The following is a 13,257-nucleotide window of genomic DNA, read 5'->3' as shown; positions in this document are numbered from 1 at the left end:
AAGATATGAGACTGCAACAAACAATGATCCCGGCCGCCCTGGCCCTGGCCTTCGGGCTGGCCAGCCCCTTGGCCATGGCTTACAACTGCACCGGCGTCGCCGAGTGGAGCGCCCAGTCGGTCTACACGAGCGGCAAGGTCGTGCAGCAGGCGAGCAAGGCCTTCTCGGCCAAGTGGTGGACGCAGGGCAACAGCCCGGCCACGAACTCGGGCCAGTGGGATGTCTGGAAGCCGCTCGGTGATTGCGACGGCGGCAATAACGACGTGACCCCACCGACCGTGCCCTCGGGCCTGACGGCCAGCGGCCAGACCACCAGCAGCATCGTGCTGACCTGGAGCGCCTCAACCGACGCCGGCAGCGGCGTGGCCGGCTACGACGTCTATCGCGCTGGCAATCTGGTGGCTTCGCCCACGGCCACCAGCCACACCGACACCGGTCTGGCGGCCGGCACGGCCTACAGCTACACCGTGCGGGCCCGCGACAAGGCAGGCAATGCCTCGGCCCAGAGTGCCGCCTTGATGACGAGCACGGCCAGCGGTGTTTGCGCTGCGGCACCGGCGGTGCCGACCGGCCTGGCGTCGCCGAGCCAGACCAGCAACAGCGTCAACTTGAGCTGGTCGCCGGTGGCTGCCGGCCCGAATTGCACGGTGCAGTACCGCGTGCTGCAAGGCAGCAGCCAGGCCGCCCAGGTGGCCAACCCCAACGCCAGCGTGACCGGCCTGGCCGCGGATACGTCTTACAGCTTCAGCGTGGTTGCCTTCAACCAGGCGGGCGCTTCGGCCGCGTCGCCGGCCATCTCGGTGCGCACCGCCAAGCCTGACACCAACACCGGTGCCAAGAACGTGGTGGGCTACTTTGCGCAATGGGGCATCTATGGCCGCAACTTCCTGGTCAAGGACATCGACAAGGGCGGCACCGCTTCGCGCCTGACGCACATCAACTATGCCTTCGGCAATGTGCGCAACAACAAGTGCGAGGTCGGCCTGACCGTGCCGGTGAACGAGAGCACCGGCGTGGGCGGCGACGCGTTTGCCGACTACACCAAGTCCTTCCAGGGCTATCAGAGCGTGGACGGCGTGGGCGACACCTGGGACCAGAAGCTGCGCGGCAACTGGAACCAGCTGAAGAAGCTCAAGGCCAAGTACCCCAAGCTCAAGGTGCTGATCTCGCTGGGTGGCTGGACCTACTCGCGCGGCTTCTCCAGCGCATCACGCCCGGAGAACCGTGTCGCCTTCGTCAAGTCCTGCATCGACGCCTATATCAAGGGTGATCTGCCCGTGACCGAGAACGCCGGTGGCGTGGGCGCGGCCGCTGGCGTCTTCGACGGCATTGACCTGGATTGGGAATACCCGGTGGCCTGTGGTCTGGCCTGCGGCAAGCCCGAAGACAAGGAGAACTTCAACGGTCTGGTGGCGGAGTTCCGCAAGCAGCTCGATGCCGTTCGCCCCGGTCTGCTGCTGACCATGGCGGCCCCGGCCGGCATTGACAAGATCCGCGAGTACCAGCCTGAGGTGGCGCAGAACTCGCTGGACTTCATCAATGTGATGACTTACGACTTCCACGGCGGCTGGGAAACCACGACCAACTTCCACACTCCGCTGTATGGCTCGCCCAAGGACCCGTCCACCGGTGATGCCCGGGTCTACAACACCGCGGATGCCATCCAGGCCTATCTGGACCGCGGCGTGCAGCCCAAGAAGTTGAACCTGGGCATCGGCTTCTACGGCCGCGGCTGGACCAATGTGCCCAATGTCAACAACGGGCTCTACCAGAGCGGCGCGATCCCGGCGCCGGCCACCTACGAGAAGGGTAACGAGGACTACAAGGTGCTCAAGACCTTGAACTACCCGAGCTATGTGGACCCGGTGACCCGTGCCCAGTGGATCTTCAATGGCACCACCTTCTGGAGCTTCGACACGCCGGTGCAGATCAACGAAAAGATGATCTACCTGAAGAACAAGAACCTCGGCGGAGCCTTCTTCTGGGAGTTCAGCGGTGACGATGCCAACGCCACCTTGCTCAAGGCCATCAGCGATGGTCTGAAGTAAGCAAACCCCTGCTCAGGGATCTCAAGGCGACCCAACAATCCGGAGGCGGAGGAAGGGCCGGGGGCAGTGATTCACTCCTCGGTCACTGCCCCCACAAAGCCCTCAGCTGTTTCCGGACTTGAGGTCGGTCTCATCAAGAAGGCCAGCGTTCGCGCTGGCCTTTTCTGTTTGTTCGCGGTGGGCGTGTGGCGGCAGTCGGCACGAAGCAGCCTTTGGTGGTTTTGCTCGTGAGGCCCTGCAGCCCGTGCCGCCACCGGGCTCATGGTTCCGGGGTCGGCCCTGACGGGCCGACTTCCCTGCGCTGCTCGCGCCTCGGGGCTGGCGCATAACTCACTTCGCTCCCTGCGTTCGCTTCGTTCAGACAGAAGCGCCAAGTCAGTACTTGAAGCGCACGAGTACGTGCGCGCCCCGAGTCGCTGTGCTGCTCGGCCCTTCACAAATCGCCCGGCAGCGGCACGGGCTGCAGGGCGCTTGCATCGCGGTCGATGTGCCTCATCAACGGTAGAGCACGCCACCTCCGGAGGTGGCTCGGCCCGCCGACGGGCGATTTGTGCGCGGCCGAGGGCGCAGCGGAGCGGCTCAGGCGCGCGTACTCGCGCGCTTCAAGTGCTGACTCGGCGCCACTGTTTGACCACAGTGAGCGCAGCGAACGGAGGGAGTTTGGCGCCGCTGAGCCGCGAAGCGAGCAGCGAGGGAAGTCGGCTCGCAGAGCCGACCCGCGAACCATGAGTCCGGCGGCGGGACGAGACACCGCAGCGAGAAAGATCAATCAAGACAGCGGAAGTCCGCAATGTGCCGCAATCCGCCCTTCAGTCGGCGTGCAGGCCGCACGAGCGCATGCGCGTCGCTGGGTCAGAGGAACTCACCGGTAACGGTGTCCCCTTCGAGATCGGGGTAATCGTCCTTGCTGGTGGCGGCGCGCAGGCTCTCGATGTCCTGATGGGCGCGGCTCAGACGGCCGACGATATTGGCTTCCTCGGCGATGGACAGGAAGTAGGGGTAGAGCGAGCGCACTTCGAGCGACAGTTCGGGGCGGCCGCCCAGATTGGCGATTTGCTCCTGCACATAGGCAAAATCCAAGCACATCAGAACTGCCGGTGCGTTGACGCGTGGGTTTTGGCGCTGGCCGGTCAGGACCTTGAAGCCCAGCATGGCTTGATAGAAACGCACGTGGCGGGGATTGACCTCGATCAGCAGGCTGTCGAAGCCCATCAGCCGGTGGGCGTAGATGTAGGCGACATGAAACAGCGAGGCCAGCACACGCTTGGACTTGGAAACGTTGTCCACCGCCAGCTTGGTGAACTCACAGATGTTGCGACGCTCGGCTCGCAGGGCATCGGTTTCGTGGCCGAAGGTTTCATCGACATTGAGGCCGGCCGGCGAATCAAAGCCAATGGTGATGGTGCCGATGATGACTTCAGCGTCACTGGCCACCAAGGTGATGCGTTGTGGTTCGGCTTCCTCGGGCAGGTCGCTGGCGATGTAGCCGCGCGAGGCATAGCGGCGCTGGATCAGCACGCTGGCGGAACTGCGGCGACCTGACGAATCGGCGTTGCGGATCTTGAACAGCCGCTGATTGATCTCCACCCCATTGCCAGCCACCTCGCTCTGCAGCAACTCAGGCAGCAGCGATTGCAGTTTGTGTGGTGACTCGAACGTCACGCCAATGATGGTGTCGCCTTGCAAAGTACTACTTCCTTGTGCTCTCACGTGCAACCTGGCGACTGAGCGTTTGCGCCAGGCTCATTCCGAAGACTTGCGACCTTGGGGCGAGGATTGTCTCCAAATATCGGTCACCTTACACAAATTCCGTGCAATTTGACTCAGTATCGATCTCTAGTTTGATTCAAGTTGTCAGTGTGATTTAGGCGTCAGAGCTGGAGGAAGCGGACCAAGCCTTCCAGATGGTCTTCAAAATCGCTGAGGCCATGGTCGCTGCCTTCCAAGAGCTGGATCGGCCCCGCGGCATAGCGGGCCTGCATTTCACGCCAGTCCAGCAACTCATCGCCTTTTGCCACCACGGCGAGGCAACGCTCAGGGTTCAGCAAACGCTCCGGCCGCAGCGTGCACAACTCATCGACGAACTCAGGCTGGAAGAAAAAGCGTTCCGCCGGATCCTGCCAGCAGCTTTGCTCGCCGATATAGGCCGCCAGATCGCGAGCCGGGTCGACGGCGGGGTTGATCACGACGGCGCGCCAGCCCGGGCGATCCTGGATCAAGGCACTGGTGTAGAAGCCCCCCAAGGAGCTGCCCATGACGGCCGATCGTTCTGCCGGCCAGTCTTGCGTCAAGGTTTGCAGCAGTGCGAATGCCGCACGTGGCGAGGGCGGCAGTTGCGGGCAGGCGAAATGAAGGTCGGGTCGATGGGCTGCCACCCAGGTTTGCATGCGCACCGCCTTGGCCGAGCGTGGCGAGGAGCGAAAGCCATGAAGGTAGAGCAGGTGGCTGCGGCGTGGCGTTTCAGTGCCTGAGCCGGCTGGATCGGAAGCGATGAACATGCGTCTGAGTGTAGGTCGCAGCCCGATCCGTGTTTACCCGCATGCGGTGGCATCGCTCAGCCATTGACGACAGGCAGATGACAGGACACAGTTGCGCGCTTCGCGCCGCTGCGGGTCGGGCCTGAGGCCCCTCGGGGCCGGTTTCCATGCTGGCACAGCCTCTTGTGATCTGCGGCAGCGCGACACTCAATCTCTCTCGTTGCGCCTTCGCGCCAAGGATTTGTTGCATGTCCATTCCGAAACAAGACGTCCAGCCCGCTGCGCTGGTGACGACGACGCACCGCGCCCCCGTGCGCTCGGCCTTGAAGCTGTCGACGCTGGCCGCCGCCGTGGCGGTGCTCAGCGCCTGCGCCACCACCACCCCTCCGAGCGGCAGCGCCGGTGCCCCACCGTCTCCCGCTGCAGCTGTGACGCCGGCCGCAACGCCAGCGCCCGCGGCGGGCAGCACCGCTACAGCGGCCGCACCGGCTGCACCCGGCGCCGCGGCACCGGCCGCAGCGGCTGGCGCCCGTCCGCCGGCTGATCCCAGCGCGCCCAAGCCTTTTGCCGACATCATCAAGGACGCCAAGGTCCAGGACGGTCTGTTCCCGATCTGGCGCAAGGACGAGAAGGCCTGGCTGGAGCTGCCCAAGGACAAGATCGGCAAGCCCTTCCTGTTCACGGTCAATGTGGCCAACGCCGTGGGTGAGCGTGGCCTCTACGCCAGCCAGATGGGCATGGACCAGATGGTCGAATGGCGCCGCATCGGCAACCAGATCCAGCTGGTGGCTTTGAACACCGCATTCCGTGGCGAAGGCGGCGGTAAGGCCGCGGTGGCCCAGGCCTTCTCGCCCAGCCTGCTGGCCTCTGGCACGGTGGCCAGTGCGGAGCACCCGGAGCGCAAATCGGTGCTGATCGACGCCAGCATGTTCCTCGGCGACATCCCGGGCCTGTCCACCCGCCTGGAAGGCGCTTACCGCCTGCCTTTCGCCCCCGACCGCGCCAACTCCTTCATCGAAGCCAGCCGTGCCGATGCGAAGCTGAGCACGCTGACCGCGCGCATGCACTTCTCGACACCGCGCATTCCGGCTCCGCCGCTGACACCGACCCCGGTGCCCATGCCCACGCCGCCGCAGGCCACGCCCGATCCGCGCAGCCTGTTCGTCAGCTTCGTCTACAGCTTCGCGGCCCTGCCCCAGACTGCCATGCGCCCGCGTCTGAGCGATCCGCGCCTGGGTCACTTCATGGAGTCCTTCACCGACCTCGGTGACGACAAGAAGGCCAATGCCCGTGTGCACTACATCAAGCGCTGGCGCCTGGAGAAGAAGGACCCGTCCGCCGCGCTGAGCGAACCGGTGCAGCCCATCACGTACTGGATGGACAAGAACATCCCGGTCAAATACCGACCCGCGGTTGAGGCGGGCATCGTGGAATGGAACAAGGCCTTCGAGAAGATCGGCTTCAAGAACGCCGTCGTCGCCAAGCAGCAGCCTGACGACGCCGATTGGGACAATATGGATGCCGGCCATGCCTCCATCCGCTGGTTCGTCGGTGCCGATGTGGGCTTTGCCATCGGCCCCAGCCATGCCGACCCGCGCAGCGGTGAAATCCTCGATGCCGACATCGGGATGAGCGATGTGTTCTCGCGTGGCTCACGCCGCATGATCGTGGAAGACGTGGGCTTGAGCCCGGCCGCTCAGTCGCTGGCTGCTTTGCCGGGCCACCGCCATGGCGCCCATGAGGCGCTGTGCACCTACGCCCATGACGCAGCGTCCGAGATGAACTTCGCTCTCGATGTGCTGGAAGCGCGCGGCGATATCGCGCCCGACAGCCCCGAGGCCGAGGCCTTTGTGGCCGCGGTCATCAAGGACACCATCATGCATGAGGTGGGTCACACCCTGGGCCTGAAGCACAACTTCAAGGCCTCGACCACCGTCACCCAGAAGCAGCTGGCCGACAAGACCTACACCGATGCCCACGGCATCTCCGGCTCGGTGATGGACTACAACGCCTACAACCTGGCACTCAAGGGCGAGGCCCCGACCACCTTCAACAACACCACCTTGGGTGCCTACGACTACTGGGCCATCGAGTACGCCTACAAGCCCATCAGCGTCGAGAACGAAGCCGCCGAGCTGGCCAAGATTGCCAGCCGCAGCACCGAGCCGGCCCTGGCTTATGCCGATGACGCCGATGCCGGCGGCTTCGGCCCCTACGACGGCATGGACCCGCTGGCCAACCGCTTCGACCTGGGCGATGACCCGCTGGCTTACTACAAGAAGCGTCTGAAGCTGTCCAAGGAACTGTGGACCCGCGTGCAGGACCGCAAGCCCGAAGCCGGTGAGGATCCCTTGCGCCAGCGTCGTGCGCTGATGAGCGGTTTCAACCAGCTCTTCCGCGCCGCCGAGTTGGTGGGCAAGTACGTCGGCGGCATGCACGCCCTGCGTGATCTGCCCGGCAGCACTGGCCGTGCCAGCTTCAAGCCGGTGGAGCCGGCCAAGCAGCGCGAGGCCCTGCAGTTCCTGGCCAGTGGCCTGTTCAGCGCTGACAGCTTCAAGTTCAAGCCCGAGTTCCTGTCCACGCTGACCATCGACTACAACGAGTGGGAACGTGGCGGCCCGCTGAACGTGCCGGCCTCGGTGGCTCGTGTGCAGCTGGTGGCGCTGGATCGTCTGCTGAGCCAGAACACGGCGCTGCGCCTGATGGACATGCCGGCCTATGTGCCGGAAGCCCAGCGCAAGGGCCTGATCTCGCTCAACGAGGTCTACGCCACCTTGCAAAGCGCGATCTGGAGCGAGCTCAAGAGTGGCAGCGAGATCGACCGCCTGCGTCGCAATCTGCAGCGCGAGCACCTGAAGCGCCTGCAAGCCATCCTGACCAAGGGCGGCGGCGCCTCGGGCCAGATGGCGGATGCCTACGCTCTGGCCCGACTGCAAGCCAACAATCTGGCCGCCGAGCTGCGCGCCGCCGTGGCCAAGGGCGGACAAACCGTCGAGACCCGTGCCCACCTCGCCGAAAGCCTGGACACGCTGAACAGCGCCCTCAAGGCCTCGATGTCGCGCTCCTGATCTGACATCAGTTCTTGACGAACAAGGCCGGCGCCGAAGGGCGCCGGCCTTTTTTTGTGCGACTGCTTTTGACGGCAATCGGCATGAAGCCGCCTTTGGTTTGCTCGTGAGGCCCGGCAGCCCGCGCCGCCACCGGGCTCATGGTTCCGGGGTCGGCCCTGGCGGGCCGACTTCCCTGCGCTGCTCGCGCCTGGGGGCTGGCGCATAACTCACTTCGCTCCCTGCGTTCGCTTCGTTCAGACAGAAGCGCCAAGTCAGAACTTGAAGCGCGCGGGTACGCACGCGCCCCGAGGCGCTGTGCTGCTCGGCCCGGCACAAATCGCCCGGCCGCGGCACGGGCTGCAGGGCGCTTGCATCGCGGTCGATGTGCCTCATCAACGGTGGAGCACGCCGAATCCGGAGGTGGCTCGGCCCGCCGATGGGCGATTTGTGCGCGGCCGAGGGCGCAGCGGAGAGGCTCAGGCGCGTGGTCCCACGCGCTTCAAGCGCTGACTCGGCGCCACTGTTTGACCACAGTGAGCGCAGCGAACGGAGGGAGATTGGCGCCGCTGAGCCGCGGAGTGAGCACCGAGGGGAGTCGGCTCGCAGAGCCGACCCGCGAACCATGAGCCCGGCGGCGGGACGAGACACCGCAGCGAGAAAAATCAAGATAGCGGAGGTCCGCAATGTGCCAACACCCGCCACAGCAGCCCTGACATCTCCATGACGCACAATCGCGCCCGCAGCGGAGACAGGGGAGGGCCGTCGTTATGAGTTTCAGTTTCGGTGCACATCAGGACAGCGCCTTGATTTGTGGATTCGTGCTGGCGCCGGGCCAAGCGGGGCGAGCGATTGGCTTGGCTGAGGCTTTGCGCTGGCTGGGCGACCAGGACGCGCGCGCCAGCAGTGCCGAATTCATTTGGCTGCACTTCAATCTCACCGATGCCTCGGCCCAGGCCTGGATGCAATCGCATCTGAGTTTGCCGCCCGAGTTCTTCGAGACTTTGCGCCAGGGCTCGCGCTCCACCCGCATTGAAGATGCCGACGATCATCTGATCGCCGTGGTCAACGATGTGGCCTACGAGTTTGCGTTCGACCCGTCTGAGATCGCCACGCTCTGGGTCAATGTCAGCCCGCAGGTGGCGGTCAGTGCACGCAGCCATCCGCTGCGTTCCATCGACCGGCTGCGCGAGGCGGTCAAGATGGGCGCACATTTCGACTCCACCGTCTCCCTGCTCAATCATCTGTTCCGTGACCAGGGCGATGTGCTGGTGCGCATCGTGCGTGATGCCACGGTGCGTGTCGATGCCATCGAGGACAGCCTGCTCGCCGGCCGTCTGCAGGCCAAGCGCAGCGAGCTCGGCCAGCTGCGCCGGGTGCTGGTGCGGCTGCAACGGCTGCTGGCGCCGGAGCCGGGTGCGCTGTTCCGGCTGCTGCGCCTGCCGCCGCCCTGGGTGGTGCCTCAGGATCTGGATGAGCTGCGTCAGGCGACCGAGGAGTTCTCCCTGGTCATTCGCGACATGGCCGCGCTGCAGGAGCGCATCAAATTGCTGCAAGAAGAAATGGCCGCCCAGGTGGGGGAACAGACCAACCGCAGCGTCTTCACCCTGACCGTGGTGACCGTGCTGGCCTTGCCGATCAACATCATGGCCGGCATGTTCGGCATGAATGTGGGCGGCGTGCCGCTGTCCGACCACCCGCATGGCTTTGCCATCCTGGCCGTGCTGGTGCTGCTGTTCACGGCGGTGGCGGGTTGGTGGGCCTTCCGCAAGCGCGACTGAGCTCAGTCCGTGTCGAGGCGCAGTTCTTCGTCGCCCTGCGCATCACGCCGGCCGCTGGGCCTCCAGCCCTGGGCGCGGTAGAAGCCATGCGCGCGCAGTGCTGGATTGACGCCGGCCATCAGCCAAGGCGGTGGGCTGCCCACCGATTGCAAATGAGTCACCGCCGCCTCCAGCAAGGCGCGCCCCACGCCTTGGCCTTCCTGGCCCGACAGCACAGCCAGCACCAGCACTTCACCGCTGGCCGGGTCCACATTGCAAAAGCCGACGGCCTGAGCTTCGTCATCGACGGCCAGCCAGCCGCAGACCGCGCTGTCATCGAAGGCCGCGCCCAGCGTGGCCGGCGTGATGCCCAGTTCGGCCAGTCTCTCGGGTGAGATGGCGTTGTCCTGCGTGTGCGCTCGGATGTGGAACATGGCGCCCACATCGGCGCGGCAAGCTGCGCGCAGTCGCAAGCCCACCTCAGCTGCGGGCGGCGCGCTCGGCCAGGGCCGCCAGCAGCTTGTCGTGAATGCCGCCGAAGCCGCCATTGCTCATGCACAGCAGGTGGTCGCCCGGGCGGGCGGCCTTGAGCACCGCAGCGATCAATGCGTCGATATTCGCCGTCACGACGGCTTGCGTGCCCATCGGCGCCAGGGCCTCGGCGGCGTCCCAGCCCAGGCCGTCCTGGTGGCAGAAGCTCAGGTCGGCGGCCTCCAGGGCCCAAGGCAGCTGCGCCTTCATGGTGCCCAGCTTCATGGTGTTGGAGCGCGGCTCGAAAATGGCCAGGATGCGCTCCGCCGGTGCGATGCGGCGGCGCAGGCCGTCCACCGTGGTGCGGATGGCCGTGGGGTGGTGGGCGAAGTCGTCGTAGACCTTGATGCTGCCCCCGGCAACGGTGACTTCGCCGCGCAGCTCCATGCGGCGGCGCACGTTCTTGAATTCGGTCAGGGCGGCGGCACTCTGCTCGGGCGTCACGCCCAGGTGCTCGGCGGCGGCGATGGCGGCCAGGGCGTTGAGCTGGTTGTGCTCGCCGATCAACGACCACTCGACCCGCGCCACCTTGAGGCTGCCGCGCAGCACATCGAAGGCCTGCGGTTCGCCGCGCGCGCGCAGGGCGCCGCTTTCTTCCTTGCGAGCCCCGAATCGCTGCACCTCGCTCCAGCAGCCGCGGCTGAGCACGCGCTGCAGCGCCTCTTCGCGGGCATTGAGCACGATACGGCCGCTGGCCGGCACGGTGCGCACCAGGTGGTGGAACTGCGTCTCGATGGCGGCCAGGTCGGGGAAGATGTCGGCGTGGTCGTACTCAAGGTTGTTCAGCACGGCCGTGCGCGGGCGGTAGTGCACGAACTTGCTGCGCTTGTCGAAGAAAGCCGTGTCGTATTCGTCCGCCTCAATCACGAATGCAGGACCCGAACCGAGCTTGGCGCTGACGCCAAAGTTCTGCGGCACACCGCCGACCAGAAAACCCGGCTGCAGGCCGGCGTGTTCAAGGATCCAGGCCAGCATCGAGGTGGTGCTGGTCTTGCCGTGGGTGCCGGCGACAGCCAGCACATGGCGGCCCTGCAGCACATGCTCGGCCAGCCATTGCGGGCCGCTGGTGTAGGCGGCGCCAGCGTCGAGGATGGCTTCCATCAGCGGGAACTTCTCGCCGCGCGTGACCACATTGCCGATCACGAACACATCGGGCTGCAGCGCCATCTGCTCGGCGCCGAAACCTTGGCTCAGCTCGATGCCCAGGGCCAGCAGCTGATCGCTCATCGGCGGGTAGACATTGGCATCGCAGCCGGTGACGCGGTGGCCGGCCTCGCGCGCCAGGGCGGCCAGGCCGCCCATGAAAGTGCCGCAGATGCCGAGGATGTGGATGTGCATGGTCGTGATCGTCAATCGTCAGAAACGGGGTGCGAGCGTAGCTCGCGTGGCGATGGTTCAGGCCATGAACCACGCTTCGCTCAGGGGCAGGGCGTTTTCGAGCGAGCTCAGCACCAGGCAGCGCGGTGTGATCTCGGGGTCCGGGGATTTGAGATCGGGCACCAGCACCACGCCGGCGCCCGCGGTCAGCGCCCCGCGGGCGCCGAAGCTGGAGTCTTCAAACACCAGGGTCTGCTCAGGCGGGCAGCCCAGGCTGCGCGCGGCCAGCTCGAACAGGTCGGGGTGGGGCTTGCCGCGTGCGACCTGGTCGCCGCCGTGGATGGGGCCGAAAAAGCCCAGCAAACCGGCCAGGCCCAGGCGCCGCAGCACCTCGGCATGGCGGGTGGAGGAGGCCACCGCGCAGGGCACGCGGCGCGCTTGCAGCGCCTGCAGCAGCCCCAGCGCACCAGGGCGCAAGGCAAAGCCCTGGCCCTGGAACTGCGCCTCGACCTCGCGGTCCACCGCCTCGTACATGGCCTCGGCGATGGCGTGCGAGCCCAGCAGATCGCTCAGCACCCGCAGGCTGTCGCGGCGGTTGATGCCGACGGTCTTCAGATAGTCGACTTCGCTGAGCGGTGTACCCGCAGCCGCACTCTGGCGCAGCCAGGCGTCACGGATGGGCCGCTCGGAATCGAGCAGCAGGCCATCCATATCAAAGATGGCCGCGGTGAAGCGGCGGCCGGTGTGCGGCATGACAGGGGGCGCTGAGATCAGCGCAGGGCTTGGCGAGCGGCGTCCAGCGTGGCCTGGATGTCGGCCTCGCTGTGGGCGGCGGAGACAAAGCCGGCTTCGTACAGCGCCGGGGCCAGATAGACGCCGGCGTCCAGCATGGCGTGGAAGAAGCGGTTGAAGCGCTCCTTGTCGGTCGTCATCACGGTCTGGTATTCCTGCGGCAGCTGGTCCATCAGGAAGAAGCCGAACATGCCGCCTTGGCAATCGACGCTGAAGGGCACGCCGTTGTCTTTGGCGACCGCTGCCAAGCCATCGACCAGGCGACGCGTCTTGGCCGACAGGTCTTCGAAGAAACCGGGCTTCTGGATCTCGCGCAGCGTGGCCAGGCCGCAAGCGGTGGCCACCGGGTTGCCGCTCAGGGTGCCGGCCTGGTAGACGCCGCCCAGCGGGGCCAGGTGTTTCATGATGTCGCGGCTGGCGCCGAAGGCGGCCAGGGGCATGCCGCCGCCGATGACCTTGCCAAAGACGCTGATGTCGGGCTTGAAGCCGGGGATCAGGCTGGCGTAATGGCCTTGGGCGCTGTGCAGACCGACGCGGAAGCCGGTCATCACCTCGTCCATCACCAGCAGGGCGCCGTGTTCGGTGCAGAGCTCGCGCAGGCGCTTCATGTACGCCGTCTGGGTGCGCACGAAATTCATATTGCCGGCGATCGGCTCGATGATCACGCAGGCCAGCTCCTTGCCGTGCAGGGCGAAGGCTTCTTCCAGCTGGGCCAGGTGGTTGAACTCCAGCACCAGGGTGTGCTGGGCCACCTCGGCCGGCACGCCGGCGCTGGTCGGGTGGCCGAAGGTGGCAAGACCTGACCCTGCCTTGACCAGCAGCGCGTCGGTGTGGCCGTGGTAGCAGCCTTCGAACTTGATGAACTTGCTGCGGCCGGTGGCACCGCGCGCCAGGCGGATGGCGCTCATGGTCGCCTCGGTGCCCGAGGACACCAGGCGCACCTGCTCCATGCTGGGCACCAGCTTCAGGATCTCTTCGGCCAGCTCGATCTCACGCTCGGTCGGCGCGCCAAAGGAGAAGCCCTCTTGTGCGGCCTTGGTGACCGCTTCCAGCACGGCCGGGTGGCCGTGGCCGAGGATCATCGGGCCCCAGGAGCCGATGTAGTCGATGTAGCGCTGGCCTTCGGCATCGAAGATGTAGGCGCCATCGCCACGGGTGATGAAGCGCGGCGTGCCGCCGACCGCGCGGAATGCGCGCACCGGCGAGTTCACGCCACCGGGGATCACGCGCTGGGCGCGTTCGAACAAAGCTTGGTTCTTGGACATCTTGATGAGGCTCGGCGAAC

The 13,257-nt window shown here is 65.9% G+C and carries 9 protein-coding genes; 3 read left to right on the top strand and 6 right to left on the bottom strand.

Translation table 11 applies throughout. The features are described 5' to 3' along the window. The first annotated feature begins 5 nt into the window (after positions 1 to 5). Positions 6 to 2,048 (top strand): glycosyl hydrolase family 18 protein, encoded by a 2,043-nt coding sequence (locus C1O66_RS24360; protein WP_243392766.1) that lies wholly within the window; start codon positions 6 to 8, stop codon positions 2,046 to 2,048. Positions 2,049 to 2,900: 852 nt separating this feature from the next. Here C1O66_RS24360 and C1O66_RS10330 read toward each other — a convergent pair. Beyond that, complete coding sequence (locus C1O66_RS10330; protein ID WP_102767804.1) at positions 2,901 to 3,734, bottom strand: N-acyl amino acid synthase FeeM domain-containing protein; 834 nt, start codon at positions 3,732 to 3,734, stop codon at positions 2,901 to 2,903. A gap of 185 nt (positions 3,735 to 3,919) precedes the next feature. Then, positions 3,920 to 4,546, bottom strand: a complete 627-nt coding sequence (locus C1O66_RS10325) for a YqiA/YcfP family alpha/beta fold hydrolase (RefSeq protein WP_102767803.1) — start codon at positions 4,544 to 4,546, stop codon at positions 3,920 to 3,922. 227 nt (positions 4,547 to 4,773) lie between these two features. Here C1O66_RS10325 and C1O66_RS10320 point away from each other — a divergent pair, with 227 nt between their 5' ends. Then, on the top strand, positions 4,774 to 7,593 hold the full coding sequence (locus C1O66_RS10320; protein ID WP_102767802.1) for a zinc-dependent metalloprotease: 2,820 nt from the start codon (positions 4,774 to 4,776) through the stop codon (positions 7,591 to 7,593). Between the two features lie 749 nt (positions 7,594 to 8,342). Next, positions 8,343 to 9,353 carry a transporter gene (locus C1O66_RS10315; protein ID WP_102767801.1) on the top strand — a complete coding sequence of 337 codons (1,011 nt, stop codon included), beginning with the start codon at positions 8,343 to 8,345 and terminating at the stop codon, positions 9,351 to 9,353. A 2-nt stretch (positions 9,354 to 9,355) separates the two neighbouring features. Here C1O66_RS10315 and C1O66_RS10310 read toward each other — a convergent pair whose 3' ends face one another. Genes C1O66_RS10310 through hemL form a run of 4 tightly spaced genes read right to left on the bottom strand, consistent with a single transcriptional unit; the run spans position 9,356 to position 13,237 of the window. Continuing rightward, positions 9,356 to 9,766, bottom strand: a complete 411-nt coding sequence (locus C1O66_RS10310) for a GNAT family N-acetyltransferase (protein ID WP_207795929.1) — start codon at positions 9,764 to 9,766, stop codon at positions 9,356 to 9,358. A 46-nt stretch (positions 9,767 to 9,812) separates the two neighbouring features. Beyond that, complete coding sequence (mpl, locus tag C1O66_RS10305) at positions 9,813 to 11,201, bottom strand: UDP-N-acetylmuramate:L-alanyl-gamma-D-glutamyl-meso-diaminopimelate ligase (RefSeq protein WP_102767799.1); 1,389 nt, start codon at positions 11,199 to 11,201, stop codon at positions 9,813 to 9,815. Positions 11,202 to 11,258: 57 nt separating this feature from the next. Then, the gene (locus tag C1O66_RS10300; protein WP_102767798.1) at positions 11,259 to 11,933 is read right to left on the bottom strand and encodes an HAD family hydrolase; all 675 of its coding nucleotides are present in this window, start codon (positions 11,931 to 11,933) and stop codon (positions 11,259 to 11,261) included. Between the two features lie 17 nt (positions 11,934 to 11,950). Further along, positions 11,951 to 13,237, bottom strand: coding sequence for a glutamate-1-semialdehyde 2,1-aminomutase (gene hemL, locus C1O66_RS10295; protein ID WP_102767797.1), 1,287 nt, complete (start codon positions 13,235 to 13,237; stop codon positions 11,951 to 11,953). Between the last annotated feature and the right edge of the window lie 20 nt (positions 13,238 to 13,257).

The sequence above is a fragment of the Paucibacter aquatile genome (assembly GCF_002885975.1).
Lineage (GTDB): Bacteria > Pseudomonadota > Gammaproteobacteria > Burkholderiales > Burkholderiaceae_C > Paucibacter_A > Paucibacter_A aquatilis.
The sequence above is the reverse complement of the archived record's forward strand: the minus strand, read 5'-3'. Positions and strand labels throughout refer to the sequence as shown.

Bases quoted from the DNA above. Each gene is read 5' to 3' on its own strand.
- C1O66_RS10300 (WP_102767798.1), bottom strand. From the start codon at position 11,933: ATGCCGCACACCGGCCGCCGCTTCACCGCGGCCATCTTTGATATGGAT.
- C1O66_RS10320 (WP_102767802.1), top strand. From the start codon at position 4,774: ATGTCCATTCCGAAACAAGACGTCCAGCCCGCTGCGCTGGTGACGACG.
- C1O66_RS10310 (WP_207795929.1), bottom strand. From the start codon at position 9,766: ATGTTCCACATCCGAGCGCACACGCAGGACAACGCCATCTCACCCGAG.
- hemL (WP_102767797.1), bottom strand. From the start codon at position 13,237: ATGTCCAAGAACCAAGCTTTGTTCGAACGCGCCCAGCGCGTGATCCCC.
- mpl (WP_102767799.1), bottom strand. From the start codon at position 11,201: ATGCACATCCACATCCTCGGCATCTGCGGCACTTTCATGGGCGGCCTG.
- C1O66_RS10315 (WP_102767801.1), top strand. From the start codon at position 8,343: ATGAGTTTCAGTTTCGGTGCACATCAGGACAGCGCCTTGATTTGTGGA.
- C1O66_RS10325 (WP_102767803.1), bottom strand. From the start codon at position 4,546: ATGTTCATCGCTTCCGATCCAGCCGGCTCAGGCACTGAAACGCCACGC.
- C1O66_RS24360 (WP_243392766.1), top strand. From the start codon at position 6: ATGAGACTGCAACAAACAATGATCCCGGCCGCCCTGGCCCTGGCCTTC.